19 protein-coding genes and 1 pseudogene are annotated in these 18138 nt (G+C 42.3%); 11 read left to right on the top strand and 9 right to left on the bottom strand.

Features of this window, described 5'->3' with window-relative positions:
- Positions 1 to 36: 36 nt before the first annotated feature.
- Together F967_RS08770 and F967_RS08765 are read right to left on the bottom strand one after the other, a co-directional pair.
- Positions 37 to 1038, bottom strand: a complete 1002-nt coding sequence (locus F967_RS08770; protein ID WP_004761486.1) for an LLM class flavin-dependent oxidoreductase — start codon at positions 1036 to 1038, stop codon at positions 37 to 39.
- Between the two features lie 153 nt (positions 1039 to 1191).
- A complete protein-coding gene (locus tag F967_RS08765; RefSeq protein ID WP_004799378.1) occupies positions 1192 to 1689 on the bottom strand; it encodes a glycine zipper domain-containing protein in 498 nt (165 codons plus the stop codon).
- Between the two features lie 245 nt (positions 1690 to 1934).
- Between F967_RS08765 and F967_RS08760 the strand changes: the two genes are divergently transcribed.
- On the top strand, positions 1935 to 2648 hold the full coding sequence (locus F967_RS08760; RefSeq protein ID WP_004682469.1) for a pseudouridine synthase: 714 nt from the start codon (positions 1935 to 1937) through the stop codon (positions 2646 to 2648).
- A 74-nt stretch (positions 2649 to 2722) separates the two neighbouring features.
- Here F967_RS08760 and F967_RS08755 read toward each other — a convergent pair whose 3' ends face one another.
- The 4 genes from F967_RS08755 to F967_RS08740 all read right to left on the bottom strand — a co-directional run bounded on the left by F967_RS08755 (position 2723) and on the right by F967_RS08740 (position 4969).
- Positions 2723 to 3166 (bottom strand): GNAT family N-acetyltransferase, encoded by a 444-nt coding sequence (locus tag F967_RS08755; RefSeq protein WP_004682468.1) that lies wholly within the window; start codon positions 3164 to 3166, stop codon positions 2723 to 2725.
- Positions 3167 to 3264: 98 nt separating this feature from the next.
- Positions 3265 to 3573: a type II toxin-antitoxin system RelB/DinJ family antitoxin gene (locus tag F967_RS08750; RefSeq protein WP_004677009.1), complete on the bottom strand. Its 309-nt coding sequence runs from the start codon at positions 3571 to 3573 to the stop codon at positions 3265 to 3267.
- Between the two features lie 109 nt (positions 3574 to 3682).
- Entirely contained in the window at positions 3683 to 4594 is a 912-nt protein-coding gene (locus F967_RS08745) for a pseudouridine synthase (RefSeq protein ID WP_004799376.1), read from the bottom strand.
- 18 nt (positions 4595 to 4612) lie between these two features.
- Entirely contained in the window at positions 4613 to 4969 is a 357-nt protein-coding gene (locus F967_RS08740) for a hypothetical protein (RefSeq protein WP_004799374.1), read from the bottom strand.
- A gap of 128 nt (positions 4970 to 5097) precedes the next feature.
- Between F967_RS08740 and tsaE the strand changes: the two genes are divergently transcribed.
- The 5 genes from tsaE to F967_RS08715 all read left to right on the top strand — a co-directional run bounded on the left by tsaE (position 5098) and on the right by F967_RS08715 (position 9976).
- Positions 5098 to 5574 (top strand): tRNA (adenosine(37)-N6)-threonylcarbamoyltransferase complex ATPase subunit type 1 TsaE, encoded by a 477-nt coding sequence (tsaE, locus tag F967_RS08735; protein WP_004761478.1) that lies wholly within the window; start codon positions 5098 to 5100, stop codon positions 5572 to 5574.
- On the top strand, positions 5564 to 7507 hold the full coding sequence (gene mutL / locus F967_RS08730; RefSeq protein ID WP_004799371.1) for a DNA mismatch repair endonuclease MutL: 1944 nt from the start codon (positions 5564 to 5566) through the stop codon (positions 7505 to 7507). Before tsaE ends, mutL begins: the two co-directional genes overlap by 11 nt.
- Positions 7508 to 7513: 6 nt before the next feature.
- Positions 7514 to 8455 carry a tRNA (adenosine(37)-N6)-dimethylallyltransferase MiaA gene (gene miaA, locus F967_RS08725; RefSeq protein ID WP_004677019.1) on the top strand — a complete coding sequence of 314 codons (942 nt, stop codon included), beginning with the start codon at positions 7514 to 7516 and terminating at the stop codon, positions 8453 to 8455.
- 92 nt (positions 8456 to 8547) lie between these two features.
- Positions 8548 to 9036: an RNA chaperone Hfq gene (hfq, locus tag F967_RS08720; protein ID WP_004799370.1), complete on the top strand. Its 489-nt coding sequence runs from the start codon at positions 8548 to 8550 to the stop codon at positions 9034 to 9036.
- A gap of 79 nt (positions 9037 to 9115) precedes the next feature.
- Positions 9116 to 9976, top strand: coding sequence for a DMT family transporter (locus F967_RS08715; protein WP_004799368.1), 861 nt, complete (start codon positions 9116 to 9118; stop codon positions 9974 to 9976).
- A gap of 87 nt (positions 9977 to 10063) precedes the next feature.
- Here the strand turns inward: F967_RS08715 and nfsB are convergent, their stop codons facing one another.
- From nfsB to F967_RS08700, 3 genes are all read right to left on the bottom strand, one after another.
- Complete coding sequence (nfsB, locus tag F967_RS08710) at positions 10064 to 10717, bottom strand: oxygen-insensitive NAD(P)H nitroreductase (protein ID WP_004799365.1); 654 nt, start codon at positions 10715 to 10717, stop codon at positions 10064 to 10066.
- A gap of 107 nt (positions 10718 to 10824) precedes the next feature.
- A complete protein-coding gene (locus tag F967_RS08705) occupies positions 10825 to 11541 on the bottom strand; it encodes a UDP-2,3-diacylglucosamine diphosphatase (RefSeq protein WP_004799363.1) in 717 nt (238 codons plus the stop codon).
- A gap of 21 nt (positions 11542 to 11562) precedes the next feature.
- Positions 11563 to 12072, bottom strand: coding sequence for a peptidylprolyl isomerase (locus tag F967_RS08700; RefSeq protein WP_004677029.1), 510 nt, complete (start codon positions 12070 to 12072; stop codon positions 11563 to 11565).
- A gap of 167 nt (positions 12073 to 12239) precedes the next feature.
- Here F967_RS08700 and F967_RS08695 point away from each other — a divergent pair, with 167 nt between their 5' ends.
- The 5 genes and pseudogenes from F967_RS08695 to F967_RS08675 all read left to right on the top strand — a co-directional run bounded on the left by F967_RS08695 (position 12240) and on the right by F967_RS08675 (position 18122).
- Positions 12240 to 13967 (top strand): glutamine--tRNA ligase/YqeY domain fusion protein, encoded by a 1728-nt coding sequence (locus tag F967_RS08695; protein ID WP_034431244.1) that lies wholly within the window; start codon positions 12240 to 12242, stop codon positions 13965 to 13967.
- Between the two features lie 533 nt (positions 13968 to 14500).
- Positions 14501 to 14881, top strand: a pseudogene (locus tag F967_RS14745) (hypothetical protein); the annotation flags it as partial.
- Positions 14882 to 14899: 18 nt separating this feature from the next.
- Positions 14900 to 15865 (top strand): 2-hydroxyacid dehydrogenase, encoded by a 966-nt coding sequence (locus tag F967_RS08685; RefSeq protein WP_004799357.1) that lies wholly within the window; start codon positions 14900 to 14902, stop codon positions 15863 to 15865.
- Positions 15866 to 15969: 104 nt separating this feature from the next.
- Positions 15970 to 16557, top strand: coding sequence for a 1-acyl-sn-glycerol-3-phosphate acyltransferase (locus F967_RS08680; protein WP_004799355.1), 588 nt, complete (start codon positions 15970 to 15972; stop codon positions 16555 to 16557).
- Positions 16558 to 16739: 182 nt separating this feature from the next.
- Positions 16740 to 18122 carry a M48 family metalloprotease gene (locus tag F967_RS08675; RefSeq protein ID WP_228127280.1) on the top strand — a complete coding sequence of 461 codons (1383 nt, stop codon included), beginning with the start codon at positions 16740 to 16742 and terminating at the stop codon, positions 18120 to 18122.
- Positions 18123 to 18138: the final 16 nt, after the last annotated feature.

Genomic DNA, 18138 nt, shown 5'->3' with positions numbered 1-18138 from the left:
CGGAACAGGGCAATGCTTATTTGAAAATAGGATTGCCTACTGGTTTTTCAGCTCCATGAGTAAGCTAAAGTTTTCCAGACGTTTATGTGTGTCGTAAATATCACAGGTGAAGATAAACTCATCCACATCATATTGTGCGGCAATTTTTTCCAACCCCGCTTTGACAGTTTCCTGCGAGCCAATTTGAGCCATTGCATGGAAATTCTGAATAGCGAGTTGCTCAGCGCTGCTTGCCAGACCTTGTATTGATTCAGTTGGCGGTTTGAGTTTTAGACTGTGCCCCCGAATCAGGTTTAAAATACGCTGATAAGAACTGGTAGCTAAATATTGTGCTTCTTCATCAGTTGCCGCAACGACTGTTGGTACGCCCATTGACACATAAGGTTGATCCAAATACTCAGACGGCTGGAAATTATCCCGATAAATCTGGATGGCCTGTCCCAGCATTCTTGGCGCAAAATGGGAGGCAAACGAATAGGGAAGTCCCAACTTTGCAGCAAGCTGTGCGCTAAACAGACTTGAACCTAGCAACCAGACAGGTACATGAGTGCCTTGACCTGGGGTGGCAATGATTTTTTGGTTGGGTTGCGGGTCTTTAAAATATTGCAGAATTTCCAGTACATCCTGCGGGAACTGATCTTCAGTTTCCTGACGGCCACGGCGTAAGGCCCGCATGGTCAGTGGATCAGTTCCAGGGGCACGGCCTAAGCCAAGCTCAAAACGGTTTGGGTAAAGTGTCGCCAGTGTACCAAATTGCTCAGCCACTACCAAAGGTGCATGGTTTGGAAGCATGACACCACCTGAACCTAGGCGAATCTTTTGGGTGTGGGCGGCAATAAATCCTAATAGAACGGCAGTTGCCGAACTGGCGATACCATCCATGTTGTGATGCTCAGCTAACCAAAAACGTTCATATCCCAGCTTTTCAGCATGTTGAGCCAATTCAAGTGCGTGGCGTAGAGAAAACTCAATATTTTTATCCTCTCTAACAGGTGCCAACTCTAGAATGGAAAACTTTATGTCTTTTAATATTTTCATCGCTGATTCTCGAAACTATATATCGAAATAATACGATATAAGTTTGGTTTTGTATATCGTTTTTATTCGATTTAATGTTTCTATATTTGTACATGAAAATATATAAATAAAAAAAGGCACTCGAAAGTGCCAAAGGGGTAAGGATAAAATCTATTAACGATGTTTGTACCAGCCATGGTGCTTGCCATTGTCATGACGATAGTTATAGCGTGAGTTGTAGTAGCGGCGGTCATTGTACGAACGGCGGTTGTCATAACGACGGTCATAGCGTTCCTCTTCGGCACGATCCTGACCTACTTTTTGACCCAGTGCAGCACCACCAGCCGCACCCAGTGCCGCACCGATATAGCCGCCATTGGTTCCACCCATGTTACGGCCTACGGTATAACCACCAGCACCACCTAGACCACCACCAATTGCGGCTTCAGTACGGTCACGCTTATTGCTGGATGCGGCGGCCCCACCTGCGCCACCAAGCGCAGAACCAATCATGGCACCTGTTTGTCCACCAAGCTGTTGACCAATCGCGGTACCGACCACACTACCAAGGGCAGAGGTTGCTGCAACACGTGTTGCATTGTCCGCATGTGCAACAGACACTATTGATGTGGTTGCTAGGATAACGCTATATAACCAGATATTCGATTTCATGGGAAAACTCCTTGTCCTTTGTTTTGGGACAGCATTTTTTTACTTGAGACCAATTTAGCAGGACATTTGAGTGAAAATGTGGAGCAGCTCGTCCTGTGTACGATGTTTTAATGAGGGTTTTGTATCTGTTATATTGCAGATGGAGGAAATATGAACAAATTATAAAAATAAAGAATGAATGTCCAGCGAACAGCAGCGAACAGTTTAATCGAGTACAATAAAGTGATTTCGCTTAGGGTACTTTTATGCTGCTGGAAAAAATTTTGCAATCTCAAGGCTTTGGTTCACGTAAATATTGCCAGCAGTTGATTAAGAATGGCTCTGTCCTTATTGAAAATCAGGTTTATGACAATCCCAAACAAAACTTGAATACGGATGATCTTAATTTCACTGTTTTTGGTGAACCATACCAATATAGGGAAAATGTCTATATTGCCTTGAATAAGCCACAGGATTATGAATGTTCGCATCAGGCGACACATCACCAAAGCGTATTTAGTTTACTACCTGAAATCCTGATTCATCGCGGCGTGCAATGTGTGGGGCGCTTAGATCAGGATACGACAGGATTATTATTATTAACGGATGATGGTCAGTATCTACAGTCACTGACGCATCCCAGAAAGCATGTACCCAAGATTTATCATGTCACCACAGCCGATCCAGTGACTCCTAAACAAATTCAGGCTCTGGAGCAGGGTGTCGAACTTCGTAATGAAAAAGGGATTTTCGCTGCAACAGATGTACAGTTGATTTCTGCGAACCAGCTTTGCATGACCGTTCATCAGGGGGTATATCATCAAGTTAAGCGTATGCTTGCAGCTGTAGGCAACAAGGTTGACGCGTTGCATCGCCATCAAATTGGGCAGCTTGAACTACCTGATTTAGCGGAGGGTGAATGGATATATTTAACGGCTTGGCAAAAACAGTTAAGTCAAAATATTGTGCTGGATTACTAGACTGCTTGCAAAACCCCCTATAATTCCCCCTTGGCAAGGGGGAAAACAAAGGGGTTTCGCAAGCAGTTTACTGATTATTTTAAAAAACAGTGGAAAATCTTGAACTCATCGTCCCGAATAAAGCCCATCTGTTCATAAAGACGATGGGACTGGTAATTGTTCTTTTGTGTTTCGAGGCTGATACGCTGGGCATTTTCATGGCGTGCGAAGAGAATGGCTGTATCAATCAATTGTTTCGCTGAACCTTGTTTGCGATAAGTGGGAGTCACATAAACATCATCCAGAATATAGTAGGTTTCACAGGCCACAGAGGAAAAAGCGAGATAAAGCATAACAAAGCCTGTAAACACATCATCCTTAACATGGATAAAAATGACACTGTCTTTATTGTCGAAACGATGTTTGAGAAATTGATAGGATTGTTCAATATTTGATGATGCGCCATAGAACTGACGGTATTCGTCAAACAAGACAGCAAGTTGATGAAGATCTTCTTTGTTGGCTCGCTTAACAATCATCCTGACCTACCCTTAACCTTATTATTTTAGTTGGAATTACAGGATAGCGAAAAAAAATCAGCTTAAAAAATAAAAACTTGTGTATAAATGCAACATTGTTAAGTTTTGTCACTTTCACCTAAAAGTGCGTTGAGTTCTTCAAACAGGTCTTCGTGGTCATCTTCAAGGTGATTGGAAGCTGAATCTTCGGTTGTTTGGTTTGCTTTGGATTTACGCAGTTTAAGCAACTGTTCCATATTGATATTCTGGTTTTCAATCGCAAAGGGAATGGATTTGGTCAGTACCACCTGTTTAAAGAAAAGTCGCACAGCCTGAGCAGGGGAGATACCGAGCTGCTTAAAAACGGCAAATGCCTGTTTCTTTTCCTGAGAATCAAGACGAACCTGATAAACTTCTGTTTTTCGCATGAAAGATATGACCAAATATTTTTAGTTATCGCCATGTATTTTAAACGATCACAGGCTAATTTCAATATTTTTGAAGTGAAAATAGTAATTTTTTGTCATTACGTTGTGTTTACAGTGTGAGTTCAAAATTGGAAATAAAATGCATTTTCTGTTGGGAAATGGGATCAACAAACTGAATCTGCTTGGCCAGTAATTGCAATGGGCAGCTAAAGTCATCATCTGCCTTATGCTGGACAGTTGGGTAAAAAGGGTCGTGGAGGATTGGGATACCCAGGTAATTGAGGTGTACACGGAGTTGGTGTTGTTTGCCCGTTTTGGGTTTAAGCAGATATTTGGCTTTGTGCTGTGTATGTTCCAACAGTTCTATGTGTGTTTCTGTATTGCTTGGTTTTTCTGGCTTAATTTGCATGGTGTAAAAAGGATTACCCTTTTCTAGATGCAGTTGAACAGTCTGTGGAAATTTGAGTTTGGGATGATAGGCAGCAATCGCATGATAGACTTTCTGAACTTTGCGTTCGGCAAAAAGTTGTTGGTAGATTCCCCGCGATTCAGTTTTTTTGCTGAATAAAACCACGCCTGCCGTTTCCCGATCCAGTCGATGAATCGGGGTTAGGTCTTGATTAGTTGTTTGTCTTTTCAGGCGAACCAGTAAGGTTTCCTGAACGTATTGTCCAGTTGGTGTCATGCTCAGGAAGTGAGGTTTATCCACCACCAGTAAATTTTCATTTTCAAATAAAATTTCATGTTGAAAAGGCACATGAATTTCATGGGCCAGAAAACGATAATAAAAAATATGGCTATTGGGCGTATAGATACTGTCTATTTTTAATTTTTCACCGTTCGCAGCATAGATTAATTCATCGCTAAAACGTTGTTGCCATTCGCTTGATTGAATATGTGGAAAGTGTTGGCAAAGATAAGCAAAAATGGTAGGTGCAGAAATGTCATCGGGTAAAAAGACTTTACTGGCACTGACAGCATTGATGAGAGGCGGGGAGAAATTTTTATTGTTAAGTTTCATCTTCAATACAATGTTGCACTAATTTTTCTGTTTCTTTCGGAGGACTAACTTTCCATTTTCATAGGAAACCTCATCATATTCTTTGTAAACAGCAATAATGAGAGCAAGCCCAATTGAAGCAGCTGCGATAATAGCTACAATTTCAACTCCTGTTAGTGCCGCTACTGGTGCAGCAGCAAAAGCGGTTATACCACCTGTAAATGGTGTCGCAGCTAATGCTGCTGTTAATATCCCAATTGTTACAGTACCAGCAAAGGCAATTTTCTTTGATTTTTTGAGGTCATTAGCAAGTTTGCCAGTAATAATGATCTCTGTAATACCTTGTTCTTTAGCTGACTTGAGTTCTTCTTTTGTTGAAACAATTTTAGGTGTCATGAGTTCCTCTTTTAAAAATAGGTTGCATGTTAAATGTATATTAATTGATAGGGCTATTAATTAACAAGTTAGGCTTTACCTCAGGGCAATGTTATCATAGCGGTTATCCCAATTTTATTCTATTTGCCATGTCATATTCAGTGAAATTTACTTTAAATCATGAACAAGACACTCAAAAATTTGCGAAAGTGCTCTCACAACAAGTGCATTCAGGCGTTATATATTTGATTGGTGATTTAGGTGCTGGGAAAACAACATTCACCCGTTATTTCCTACAAAGTTTAGGGCATCAGGGTTCTGTTAAAAGTCCGACCTATACTTTGGTTGAACCGTATAGCATTCAAGGAAAAGAAATTTTTCACTTCGATTTATACCGTTTAGATGATCCCTACGAACTGGAACTGATGGGAATCCGTGATTATCTGGAAACACCTGACGCTTTATTCCTATTTGAATGGCCATCCAAAGGTGGTGATGAAATTCCTCAGGCCGATGTAATCATTGATATTCAGAAATCGGATGATGAACTGACCCGTTTTGTGACCTTAAGTGTAAATTCACAAGCGTTAGCTCAATCTTTGCAGGAACAATTGAATGGCGCATGATGCAATCCGCCGTATCCACACCCTTGATGCTGCTCTGGCCAACCAGATTGCAGCAGGTGAAGTGATTGAACGCCCAGCTTCAGTCATCAAGGAACTATTGGAAAACTCAATTGATGCAGGTGCAACTGAACTGATTATTCGGGTTGCTCAGGGTGGTTCAACGCTGATTGAAATCATTGACAATGGGCATGGTATTCATCCAGACGATTTACCTTTAGCAGTCATGCGCCATGCCACCAGTAAAATTAGAAGCTCGGAAGACTTGCATGCCATTGTGAGTCTGGGATTTCGGGGCGAGGCATTGGCCTCGATCGCGGCGGTATCCCGTTTAACCTTAACCAGCTGTCAGGATGAACAGGGGGTGGGTTATCAGGTTGAGGTCAATGGCACCGCTTTTGACCATCAACAGGTTCAGGCGGTGGCGGCAAAAAAAGGCACACATATTCGTGTACAAGATTTATTTTTTAATGTGCCTGCACGCCGTAAGTTTTTAAAAAAACCAACTACAGAATTTGGTCATATTGAAGAAATTGTACGCCGATTGGCTTTAACTCATTTTGAAATTCGTTTTGTACTCGAACATAACGATAATATTCGTTTAAATTTGCCGATTGCTGATAGTGGTGAATTACGTTATCAGCGTGTCCAGCAGTTATTAGGTCAACAGTTTATTGAAAATGCCTACTGGATGGATGCAGAAAGTATCAATATGCGTTTGTCTGGTTGGTTGGGGCATCCTTCAGATGCACGTGCGCAAGCAGATTTACAATATGTATATGTGAATGGGCGTATTGTGAAAGATAAAACCATTTCGCATGCTTTGCGTATGGCCTATGAAGGCATTTTGCATGGACACCAATATTCCTCTTATTTGCTGTTTTTAGAGGTTGATCCTGAAAATATCGATGTCAATGTACATCCAACCAAGCATGAAATTCGCTTTTTAAATCAACGTGAAGTGCATGAGTTTGTACGGCATTATGCTAAAGCAACATTGTCGCAATTTCAAACAGCAAGCACTGATTTAGCCCAAGCTATGAAAATGGATGATGCCGCGACAGAGAATTTTAATTATCAGCCACAACCGAAATACCAAGAACAATTTAATTTACATCGTGCAATTGTAGAATCTGAGCCACAAGCCAATCAGCAAGTAGAAATATCAACAGATTTGCTGACTGAGTTTAATCAAAGCCGTCCGCAAGCAGTTCAATATAATGCATCGCAACCACAACAGCCGCGTTACAGTGGTTCCGTACAACTCAACAATGCCTTAAAAAGTTATCTGGCTCCCTTGCGTGAAGAGGTTGATTCTGAGCAGGATCAAACAGTAGCAAAGGTAGATGAATTTCCACTGGGTATTGCCATTGCACAACTTCATGGCATTTATATTCTGGCGCAAAATACTGAGGGTTTAATCATTGTTGATATGCACGCTGCGCATGAGCGGATTTTGCTACAGCAGATGAAAGCGGCGTGGGATAAGCCTGAATTCTGGGTGTCACAGCAACTACTGATTCCAAAGGTGGTTTCGATTACTCGTATGCAGGCTACACGTATTGAGGACTTGCAACCTCAATTGCAACGGCTGGGGCTGGAAATTGACCAATATGGTGATGAACAAGTGATCGTGCGTGGTGTGCCAGCCATTTTGCATAAGGCAGATTTTGGCAATTTAATTCCAGAACTGTTAAATGACCTTGACCCGAATGATGAGGCGAGAGGGTTATTGCAAAAACGTGATGAACTGTTGGCTGGAATGGCCTGTCATGGGGCTGTAAGAGCACACCGACAACTCAGTCTGTCTGAAATGAATGCATTGTTGCGCCAAATGGAGCAAACCGAGTTTGCCAGCCAGTGTAACCACGGTCGCCCCACCTGGCGGTCATTTCCACTACATCAACTAGATAAATTATTTGCTCGAGGAGAGTAGGGTTTCATGTCAAATCAATTGCCCGTGATTAATTTAATGGGGCCTACCGCAAGTGGTAAAACCGCTTTGGCATGTGAACTGTATGAGCGTGGAAATTTTGAACTGATTTCTGTCGATTCAGCCCTGGTCTATAAGGATATGGATATTGGAACGGCGAAACCGACTAAAGAAGAGCAGCAACAATATCCACATCATTTGATTGATATTATTACACCATTGGAAGTGTACTCGGCGGCCCAGTTTGTTGAAGATGTTTGCCCCTTGATTGACGATATGCACGCACGGGGCAAGACACCAATTCTGGTCGGCGGAACCATGCTGTATTTCAAGTCGCTGCTTGAGGGACTTGCCGATAACCTGCCCAATGCGGATCAGGCGATTCGTGATACCATTATTGCCAAGGCTGAACAGGAAAGCTGGCAGGCGGTTTATGATGAACTGGTTGCTGTTGACCCCATCGCAGGTCAAAAGTTTAAGGTTTCAGATCGGCAACGTATTATTCGGGCATTGGAAGTGTACCGAATTACGGGTGAACCAATAACAAAACTACAGGCAGAACAACCTAAAAATCAACCATATCGTTACAATTTTTATAACTACGCCCTTATGCCAGATCGGTTAGAATTACATCAACGCATTGAGCAAAGATTGAGCAAGATGTGGAATATTGGTTTTTTAAATGAAGTAGAGGAATTAATTAAAAAATACGATTTAAATGATAATTTACCCGCTATGCGGTCTGTAGGTTATCGTCAAGCTTTAGATTTTTTATTGAAAAGTGACTTGAGTCTCAAAAATAGGGTTGAAATGGAGACTAGAGCACTATTTGCGACACGACAACTTGCCAAACGTCAATACACTTGGTTACGTTCTTTGCAAGAATTACACGATTTTAAAACTTATGTGACGATAAAGCAGGCGAAAGAAGACTTGCGAAACTTCTTTTGATAACGCAAAATTCGCAGGCTGTCTTTTTATAATTTTTAGTTAAAAAATAAAGATAGTTTTTTGCGCTGATTTAAAATTTTTTGGAGTTAAAAATGTCTAAAGGTCAAACTTTACAAGATCCGTTCTTAAATTCTCTCCGTAAAGAACGTATTCCAGTTTCTATTTTCCTTGTTAACGGTATTAAACTACAGGGGCATATTGAATCTTTTGACCAATATGTGGTTTTACTTAAAAATACAGTAAGCCAAATGGTTTATAAGCATGCGATTTCGACTGTCGTTCCTGCACGCAATCCACGTCCAGCTGGTGCTCAGGGCACTGGTGGCTTCCCTGCACAGGGCGCTGCTGGCGGCTTTGGTGGTGGTCAGGCTACAGGTGGCGGCTTCGGTGGTCATGGCGGCTTCGGTGGTCAGGGCGGCTTCGGTGGTCAGGGTGGCTTCGGTGGTCAGGGTGGCTTCGGTGGTCAGGCTGGCTTCGGTGGTCAGGCTGGCTTCGGTCATCAGGGCGGCTTCGGTGGTCAGGGTGGCTTCGACGGCGAAACTAAATTTGAAGATGGTCAAGAAGACGAAAATAATCGTTAATTGATTGATGATCTTTAAAAAATGCCAATCTGTTTTCAGATTGGCATTTTTTTATGTCTAAAAAGCTAGAATACATCTCATGGAAATTATTGTTGCGGCTGCCTGTTGCAGCGTTATCGTGTCAATTTTGCTGAAATATCTGAAAGAAAAAGGTTTTGATGTTTGGCAAATGATTGCGTGGAACTATTTAAGTGCCAGTGTGTTATGCGCCTATTGGTTTAAAACGGATATCACCCATGTTTCATGGCAGCATACGCGGTGGTGGCTGATTTTAATTTTGGCGGTGTTGTTACCTAGCATCTTTCTATGTTTAGCCAAGTCATTGCAGTTTGCGGGTATTGTGAAAACGGAGATTGCCCAGCGTTTGGCAGTGATTCTTTCTTTATTGGCTGCCTATTTTATATTTGGTGAGCAGTTTAGCCTGTTAAAGCTGATTGGCGTTGCTTTAGGTGTGGTGGCAATTTTTTTCATTATTCTTGGGCAGGCGGCGGAGAAAGCCACACAAGGCCTAAATCTAAAATCTGCCCTATTTCTGTTTTGTGTCTGGGCAGGTTATGCTGCGGTTGATATCTTACTTAAATATAGCAGTAGCCTGGGTCTACAGTTTGCAGTCACATTAAATCTCATCTTCATTGTGGCGTTTGTTTTATCAATTGCGTATCTCGCCATCACCCAGCCGAATTGGCAGCCCAAGAATATTTTTGCAGGTCTAGTCCTTGGTGCGATCAATTTTGCCAATATTGCCCTGTATGTGAAAGCACATATGATGTTGAAAGACACACCAGCGATTGTGTTTGCAGGCATGAACATTTTTGTGGTGATTTTTGGGGTAATTAGTGGGGTGGTGCTGTTTCGGGAACGGCTTAAAGCCTATACATGGATTGGCCTAGTATGTGGAGTACTGGCTGTATTGTGTTTGGCAAAAGCGATGATGTTGTAGCGGTTAATGGTCTCATTCCAGCAGAACACAGTTTAATTTGGGTAGATGGTTATCTGCCCTTACAAACAACCTCAATCGTTATGATAATTATAAACGGGTAAAAATCACATCATCCGCAAGGCGTGATTTGGGTAGCTTCGCATTAAAATCATTTTCGCTACGATAGCCCAAAGCCACAATCACGGAGGCTTTCAAGCCTTTTTCAGCCAAACCAAATTCCTGATTAATAATATTTCTGTCAAAGCCTTCCATTGGTGTGGCATCAATGTGTTCAAGGGCTGCGGCGAATAAGAGTTGTCCGAGCGCGATATAAGTCTGGTTTTCCATCCATGCTGAAAGGTTCTTCAATTCATTTCGGTAAAACTCAACATAACCCGAACGGGTATCTCTTTGTCCCTGTTTTGCTGCCTCATCCTTAAAGCGGCCACTGACATCATCTTGTTCAAGTAACTGCTCAAGATATTCATTGGAAATATCGGTACGTGTACAGAAAACCAGGGTATGTGAAGAATTGAGCACTTTTGCGGCATTATAGGCATAGCTACCTGTTAAACCTGCTGCAATACGTTGTTTTGCCTCATCTGTTTCTGCGATCAGAAAATGCCAGGGTTGAATATTTACCGAAGAGGGGCTGAAACGTAAAATTTCTAATAATTTTTCAAACTGTTCTTTTGGAATCTTTTTACTCGCATCGTATGCCTTGATGGTGTAACGTGTTTTTGCGGTGTGTAGGGAATCCATTTATGATTAACCAAAATAACAAAATCAGTTTATTTTACTGGATCTAGCAGGTAGGAAAAGTGTCTAAATGTGATTTGAATATAGATAAAAGTTGAATGGAATAACGATCAATAGGTCCACTTTTTAAAATCCAGGCTGCTATTTTCTTGTTCGTTAATTTCTAGAATCCATGCAGAGTCTGCTCGCCAGTCACCCAAAACAAAACGCTGTTTATTGCCCAGTGAATGAATTTCTGGACGGTGGGTATGACCGTGAATTAAAAAATCCACCTGTTCTATCACTGAATCTACAGCCTGAGCATTCACATCCATGATGTCATAGTTTTTGAGCTGTTTGGTTTCACTGCTCTTTTTACGGAAACCATTGGCAAGTTTCTGTCTAAAGCTTAATGGGGTCCGTTTCAATAAACTCAGCAGAACTGGATTGCGGATTACACTCCTAAAACGTTGATAGGCAATGTCATCAGTACAGAGGGCATCGCCATGCTCCAGACGGAATTTTTGATGGTTAATTTCCAGCGTATAGACATCAGGGAGTAGGATTCCATTAAATTGGTTGAGGAAATTTTTTCCTAAAACAAAATCACGATTACCGACCTGAAAATAAACCTGATTGCCTGCCTGATTGAACTCTTTTAAAGCCTGAACGATTTCACCTAGCCAAGGGGCGGTGTAGTCGTCCCCAATCCATGCGTTAAACCAGTCACCTAAAATATAGAGCTGGGTATTTTTATCTTGATATTGTTTTAGTAAGTCTAAAAACCCCCGAACCAGTCGAGGGTGATCAGGTGACAAATGCAAATCTGATATAAACAGATGGGTCACAAAGAATCCTGTTGGATCAAATTATTCAGAGATAATTTTAGCAGATTCAATCACGACGTTCTCTAAAGGAACATCTGCGTGATAACCACGGTTACCTGTACGTACGCCTTTAATTGCATTTACAACGTCCATGCCTTCAACAACCTTACCAAATACCGCATAACCCCAGCCTTGTGCAGTTGGTGCTGTATGGTTCAGGAAAGAGTTGTTTTTAACGTTGATGAAGAATTGGGCAGATGCAGAGTGAGGCGCCTGGGTGCGTGCCATTGCAATGGTGCCTTCATCATTGCTTAAGCCGTTGTCTGCTTCATTTTCGATTGAATCACGAGTTGCCTTTTCTTTGAAGTTTTCGTCCATGCCACCGCCCTGGATCATAAAACCATCAATCACACGGTGGAAAATCACACCGTCATAGAAACCGTCACGTACATATTCTAAGAAATTTTCAACCGTTTTTGGCGCTTTTTCAGCGTTAAGCTCAAGAACAATACGACCTTTATTGGTATTTAATTCGACTTGAGGAAAACTCATTACATTAATCTCCTAAACATGGGCTTGTGACCATGGGTTTTTGGTTGAGAGAAGCATAAGCAAACTGTAAACTACAAGGCAAGTAAAAAACGTTAAAATCTTTGATAAAAAGCAAAGATTGCGTTTTTATGTTCTATTTTTTTACCGTAAGAAGTGATTTACACCCTATGAAGCCAAATGATGTTGTTTCAGACCTGCCAAAGACCCCGACACCGAATACTCATGCCTCTGTCGATGCTGCGCAGCAAGAACAACAGGCAGGCTTGGACTTTATACGTCAGGTGATTACCGATGATTTAAAAGATGGCCGCACCCAGAAAGTGGTGACACGTTTTCCACCTGAACCAAATGGTTATCTGCATATCGGCCATGTCAAAGCAATTTGTTTGAACTTTGGTATTGCCGAAGAGTTTGACGGCGTATGTAACCTGCGTTTTGACGATACCAACCCTGATGCTGAAGAGCAGGAATATGTGGATGGCATTGCCAACGATGTGAAATGGCTGGGTTTTCACTGGAATGGTGAACCTCGCTATGCTTCAAGCTACTTTGACCAGCTTTATGCATGGGCTATTCAATTGATTGAACAAGGCGATGCCTATGTGGATTTGCAGACACCTGAAGAAATCAAGTTGAACCGCGGTAGCTTTGTGGAGCCAGGTAAAAATTCGCCATACCGTGATGCGACGGTGGAAGAAAACCTGTCTCGTTTTGAGCAGATGCGTAATGGTGAATTGGGCGAGGGTAAAGCGGTTTTACGTGCCAAAATTGATATGGCAAGCCCGAATGTACACATGCGTGATCCAATCCTTTATCGTGTGTTGCACTCAGAACACCACCAGACAGGTGACAAGTGGAAAATGTATCCAATGTATGACTATGCTCATCCATTGTCTGATGCAATTGAGGGTATTACCCATTCACTCTGTACCCTGGAGTTTCAGGACCATCGTCCGTTCTATGACTGGGTGATTGAGAAAGTGCACTCTCAGGCTGTGCCACGCCAATACGAATCATCGCGTTTAAACATTGACTATACCATCACATCTAAACGCAAGCTGCGTAAGCTGGTTGAGGGGAGTTATGTCAATGGTTGGGATGATCCGCGTATGCCAACTGTGGTGGGGATGCGTCGTCGTGGTTTTACCCCAGAGGGCTTGCGTGATTTCTGTAAGCGTGTGGGTGTGTCAAAAACCGATGGTATTGTGGATGTGGCTATGCTGGAGTTCTGTATTCGCCAGTCTCTTGAAAACACCGCAGCACGTGGTATGGCGGTGCTTAATCCACTCAAGGTCACCTTGACTAATTTGCCAGAAGAACTCGATTTAACCCATGCACGTCATCCAAACGTTGATATGGGCGAGCGCGTGATTCCCTTGACACGTGAAATCTATATTGACCGTAAAGACTTTGAAGAAGTGCCACCAAAAGGTTTCAAACGTTTAATTCCAGAGGGTGAAGTGCGTTTACGCCATGCCTATGTGATTAAATGTGATGAAGTCATTAAGGATGCCAACGGTGAAGTGGTTGAATTGAAGTGCTCAATTGACCCTGAAACTTTAGGTAAGAATCCTGAAGGGCGTAAAGTAAAAGGCGTGATTCATTGGGTATCGGCAACAAAAGGTATTCCAGCCGAAGTTCGTATTTACGATCGTTTATTTACCGCAGCTGCACCTGATGCCGATGATGATTTCCTGGCAAATCTAAATCCTGAATCATTAAAAATCGTTCAAGCGGTGATTGAACCAGCTTTGGCACAGGCAAAACCAGAAGATCGTTTCCAGTTTGAACGTGAAGGTTATTTTGTGGCAGACCAGCATGATCATGTTCTTGCAAAACCTGTATTTAACCGTATTCTTGATTTAAAGGATAGTTTCAAGGTCGAGAAGAAATAAGACTGATTTAATAATGGATACTCAACCGAGTTAAGCGATTAACTCGGTTTTTTATTTATTCATGGATTTGATATAGGCATATTCAAATTATCTAGAGCTGTTTATCCAACAGCGTGTAAGAAGTTGCCCTTGCCAATGATGTGATTGCACAAAAGCAAGCCATTTAGGGTGGAGTGGTTTATGCTAGACTATGAGGAATTGAATGTAATGTTATAAATACTTTTAACATGACACATCTTGATAGATGAAAGGAATAAATAGCGAAGATGATCGGGCGGCAGCGAAACATATTGGTAACTTTGGGAATAGATGTTTGGATTCCTCGAGAGGTCGTATGCGAAAAAAATATCGCGCCGAGCTTATGGCGAGATCAAGAGGCTGAACAGATTCAGTCCTTGCCAATACAATTCGAAACGCCAGCACAAAACAAGCCTGAGCTGCAAATAAAGCCTGAGCCTGTTCAGCCGATCACGATGGTTGAACCGCAGGATAATATTGAAATCATTGTAAAACCCAAGGCTGTTGAGATGATGCCTGACAAAGAGCAGGTTATTGTCACAACACAGGTTCAAAGCTTTGAGTTGCAAATGTATATTCTGGAAAGCTGTGCAATTTTAGTGGAAAGCAGTCGATTCAATGAAACACAGCAACAACTCTGGCACAATATTCAGAAAGCGAAACTGGGGCAGTATGCCGAGTTAAAATGGCCTTTTCCATTGGCTGATTTTCAGGAAAGCCGCGGCTTGCCCTCCTATATTCAGGGCTTTCTGGATGCGACTGCCATGAATAAAAAGATTCTATGTCTAGGTCATCTCGATTTTATCCAGCACTCTAATATTCTACATTTAGCAAGTTTAGAAGAAATGATTGCCCAGCCTTTATTAAAAAGACGACTGTGGCAACTGATGCAATAAAAGATCGGAATTGTAACAATGAAGAAAGTTGTCGTATTCAGTCAAATAGATCAAGATGTTCTAGCACGGTTACAGCAAAATTATCAGGTGGTAGTGCTCAACCCAAAACTCGGTGAGATCAATGAGCAAATCCGTACTGAAGTGGTTGATGCCGATGCCATGATTGGTGCAGGACGTTTACTCAATGAAAGCAATCTGGCACCTGCACAAAAACTCAAGATTATTTCGACCGTCTCCGTTGGTTATGATAATTATGATGTGGATTATCTGAATCAGCGAAAAATCTGGCTGGCAAATACCCCGCATGTGCTTACCGAAACCACCGCCGATTTAGCCTTTAGCTTACTTTTGAGTGCAGCACGTAAGATTCCACAACTGGATGCATGGACCAAACAGGGGCAATGGAAGCGTACCGTTTCGACTGAACAATTTGGTGTGGATGTATTTGGTAAAACGCTGGGAATCATTGGTCTGGGCCATATTGGCGCAGCCATTGCAAGACGTGGCTTTTATGGCTTTAACATGAATATTCTGTACCATAACCGCCGTGAAAAAATTGAGGTGGCCCAGGCTTTCAATGCGCAATATCGTAATTTAGACCAGCTTCTACAGCAGTCTGACTTTATTGTGGTTGCGGTTGACTTAAATCATGATTCACAGGCACTGATTGGAGAGGCACAGTTTGACCTGATGCAGAAACATGCTGTATTCATCAATATTGCGCGTGGTTCGGTGGTTGATGAAAATGCGCTTATTGATGCGTTGCAGCAAAATAAAATCTTTGCTGCGGGTTTGGATGTATATGCCAAAGAACCATTGCAAAGCTCTGCATTATTTGAACTGGCAAATGTTGTGACTGCACCGCATATTGGTTCAGCTACTGTCGAAACGCGCAAGAAAATGGTCGATCTGGCCTATCAGAATCTAATTGATGCTTTAGAAGATCGTACACCCCGTTATCTCGTCAATCCAAAATTTGAATAAATGCTTACAACTTGATTGCTGAATTATTCATCTACAGCATTTTTTTAAACTGGTGAATATTGATACACTTGCGCCCTTTGTAATTTATTTTGGGGTGTCTGCTTGTGTTTGAGAAATTGGCTGAGAAAAGTTTAAATTTAATGGGGTGGGAACTGGATAATCACTGGGACCTAGATGTGGACCAGTGTGTCATGATTGCCGCCCCACATACCAGCAACTGGGATGCTTTATATGCGCGTCTGGGATTGAAGGCATTGGGTGTCAATGTACGTCTGACCATTAAAGACAGTTACATGAAACTGCCATTTGGCCCTTTTGTTCGTGCAATGGGCGGTATTGGGATCGACCGTAGTGTGAAGCAAGCGGGGCAGGAACGTCCAAGCATGGTTCAACTGATGAGTGACCTGTTTAAAACGCATCCTAAATTGGTGATGCTGGTGACACCAGAGGGGACACGGGCAAAACAGGAGCAGTGGAAAACGGGTTTTTACCATGTCGCCATGACGGCAGGCGTACCGATTGCTTTAGCCTATATGGATTATGCCAAGAAAAAAACAGGGGTTGGAAAAATTGTCTATCCAACAGGAAACTATGAACAGGATATGGCGGAGATCATGGCGTTTTATGCCGAAATCAATGCAAAGCATCCTGAAAAATTTAGCGTTGACCAACGCTATGCGAATAACAAATAGTTTGGTTGATTTCAAAAATATAAACTAAGGCGGGATTTTCCTGCCTTTTATAACACTTCGTTGCAAATTTCTCCTATTTTCAATGCTATAGTCATTTTTTATTCATACCTTAGAGAAACCACTTGAGATCTTTATTGCTCGCATGTGGCCTTTTTGCCACCACCCAACTCAGCCATACCCAGATTTTTTTGCCTACGCAAAATATGGGTCAAACAGAAGTGCCTGACATTGGAAGCGGTATTGGTTTGCTTGATCAACAAAAAGAAAAGCTCATTGGTGAAAAGGTATATCGTGAAGTGCATCGCCAGATGCCCACCATTCAGGATGCATGGCTAGAAGATCAATTTCTACAGGTATTCTCAGGTATTTTAAGCCAAACCCAACTAGGGCAACCGATTGGACTGGTGATTATTAAAGACCCCCAGATCAATGCATTTGCCGTACCAGGTGGCTTATTTGCACTCAATACGGGACTCATTACCTCAGCAAAAAATCTTGATGAGATTGCAGGGGTAATGGCGCACGAAATAGCACACGTTGCTCAACGACATTATAGCCGTTCGCAAGAGGCATTTAAGGGACAGGGGCTATTGGCCTTGGCTGGTATTATTGTCGGGGCTGCGATTGCCTCACAGGCAGATAGTGATGTGGGTTCCGCCGTCATGCTTGGAACGCAGGCTGCCTTAATGGACAAGCAACTCAGCTATAGTCGGAATCAGGAACGTGAGGCTGACCGTATCGGCATGCAGTTTATGTACGCGGCAGGCTATAATCCACAAAGCATGGCTGATTATTTTGAAACCATGCATCGGGCAACCAGTCGAGTTAGTTTTTTGCCTGATTTCTGGCTTACCCATCCACTTACTACAGAACGTATGAGTGAGGCGCGGTTACGTGCCAATCAGTTGCCTCAAGTCAAGTCTAAAATCTATGATCTCGATTTTGACATATTAAAATGGTACACACAGGTTGTCTCAAATCAGGCGACAGAAATCCAGTTACAGGCACTGGCCAATCAGAAGAATATCGCGGGCTTATTGGCGCTTAGCAAGTTTTATCTGATGCAGGGAGACTATACTCAGGCACAGTCCAACCTTGATCTGGTCAAGATAAAATTAAAATCGCATATCCTTGTTCCCCTGATTCAAACCGATATTTATCTGGGACAAAACAAGTTCGATCAGGCATATGACAGCATCAGTTCACTACAAAAAACCATGCCTGAAAATCGGGCTTTATCCTATAAATTGGTTGAGGTTTTAATCCGCCAAGGCAAGATTGATCAGGCACAAACTCTGGTACAGCGCTTTATAAGAAAAAATCAGCGTGATATACAGGGATGGCAGCTTTTACAGCAGGCGACTAATCTGGATAAAAGTTCACCACTGCAAGCGGTAAATGTGTTGTGCTATCGTGCGGAAGCTGAATATTGGTCTGGTTATGAAGAAAATGCGATTAAATCCATGCTACATGCCCAACGTTTGGCAAAAGGTAACTTGGCAATGTCAGCAAAAATTGACTCACGCTTGAAACAGATGCAAGATGATCGCCGTATGAAAATTTAAAAATTAGGAGAAATAG

The sequence above is a fragment of the Acinetobacter sp. CIP 102637 genome (genome assembly GCF_000368425.1).
Taxonomy (GTDB): Bacteria; Pseudomonadota; Gammaproteobacteria; order Pseudomonadales; family Moraxellaceae; genus Acinetobacter; species Acinetobacter parvus.
Note: the sequence above shows the minus strand (reverse complement) of the source record. Positions and strands in the feature narration are given on the sequence as shown.